This is a genomic window from Streptococcus sp. 1449, from assembly GCF_013276805.1.
GTDB classification, from domain to species: Bacteria; Bacillota; Bacilli; order Lactobacillales; family Streptococcaceae; genus Streptococcus; species Streptococcus pseudopneumoniae.
In genome coordinates, this window is record NZ_VMLS01000056.1 from 2,922 (window position 1) to 3,936 (window position 1,015).

3 protein-coding genes are annotated in these 1,015 nt (G+C 44.2%); all 3 read right to left on the minus strand.

Annotated features, from left to right (window positions below; translation table 11 throughout):
- Positions 1-12: 12 nt before the first annotated feature.
- A complete protein-coding gene (locus HT687_RS09570) occupies positions 13-546 on the minus strand; it encodes a hypothetical protein (protein ID WP_001105679.1) in 534 nt (177 codons plus the stop codon).
- Positions 543-749 (minus strand): hypothetical protein, encoded by a 207-nt coding sequence (locus tag HT687_RS09575; RefSeq protein WP_000368698.1) that lies wholly within the window; start codon positions 747-749, stop codon positions 543-545. Before HT687_RS09575 ends, HT687_RS09570 begins: the two co-directional genes overlap by 4 nt.
- A partial coding sequence (locus HT687_RS12035) for a tail fiber domain-containing protein (protein WP_240152482.1) occupies positions 742-1,015 on the minus strand: 274 nt, incomplete at its 5' end. The genes HT687_RS12035 and HT687_RS09575, both read right to left, overlap by 8 nt.

Genomic DNA, 1,015 nt, shown 5'->3' on the forward strand with positions numbered 1-1,015 from the left:
TCTAGTGTAATCTTACTCATTGCTGCTACCTCCATTGTCTTCACTAGGGCTCTCTTGGTTTGTCGTTTCAGAAATGTCATCTTCTTTCTCGCTTTCTTTCTTATCTTCTACCGCTGGGGTTGGTTGTGCTTCTTCAGCTTGGTTTTCTGTGTCCGTAACCTGAGGGGTGTCCTCGTCGGTCTCCTCCTGGTCAGACTCTCCTTGAGCTTCCAGCTCCTCCAATCGCGCTAAGATATCCTCAATATCCTGAGCATTCTGGAGATTGACCTTCTGCATGCCATCCATGAGCTGGTTGGCTCTCTCCAGCGCTTCCGTCGTCTTAGCCAATTGTTCTTGGTTCTTGACAATGGCACTAGTCGGGTCCAGTTCGGTGCGAACCAATTCCAAAACCGCTTGGATAAGGGCGTCCTCACTATCCTGTGTGTGGTCACCTGGCAATTCGCACTGCTCATAAGAATAGCGCCCCTTGTTTTCCATCTTGATTGCGACAACTGTTACATTTTCCCCACCTTTCAAGTAGGGATTAATTGCTACTTCGTAATTCATTCCTTATTTCCTTTCATTTTAGCTTGCGTTTCGTCAAAAAGTTCTTTAAGCGCTGGGTCATATTCCAGCACCGCCTTAAAGGCCTGTAATTCAGCCAAAGCCAGCCTATGGTGTACATTTAAATGCGCATAGTTCAATTCGATATCAGCCAAACGGTCGACGAGTGACTCAGCGACTAGCTTGTCGATTGTGTGATTATCCATGTCTGTTCTCCATTTTTTCTATTTTTTGATTTAATTCTTGAATGGCCTTGATTAAGTAAGGCACCAATTCAAATGTGCGATATGAATATGCACCGTCAGGATTCTCATAGAATGCTTCAGGGGCATATTTCTGGACATCCTGAGCCATGATACCACATGAGATATCCTCAATTTGGCCATCGTATTCTTTACGATAGCTGTAAGTCTTCAGCTTTTCGATGACATCTAGACCAGATACTTGACTGTCTTGAATATTTGATTTATAG

Bases quoted from the DNA above. Each gene is read 5' to 3' on its own strand.
- HT687_RS09570 (WP_001105679.1), bottom strand. From the start codon at position 546: ATGAATTACGAAGTAGCAATTAATCCCTACTTGAAAGGTGGGGAAAAT.
- HT687_RS09575 (WP_000368698.1), bottom strand. From the start codon at position 749: ATGGATAATCACACAATCGACAAGCTAGTCGCTGAGTCACTCGTCGAC.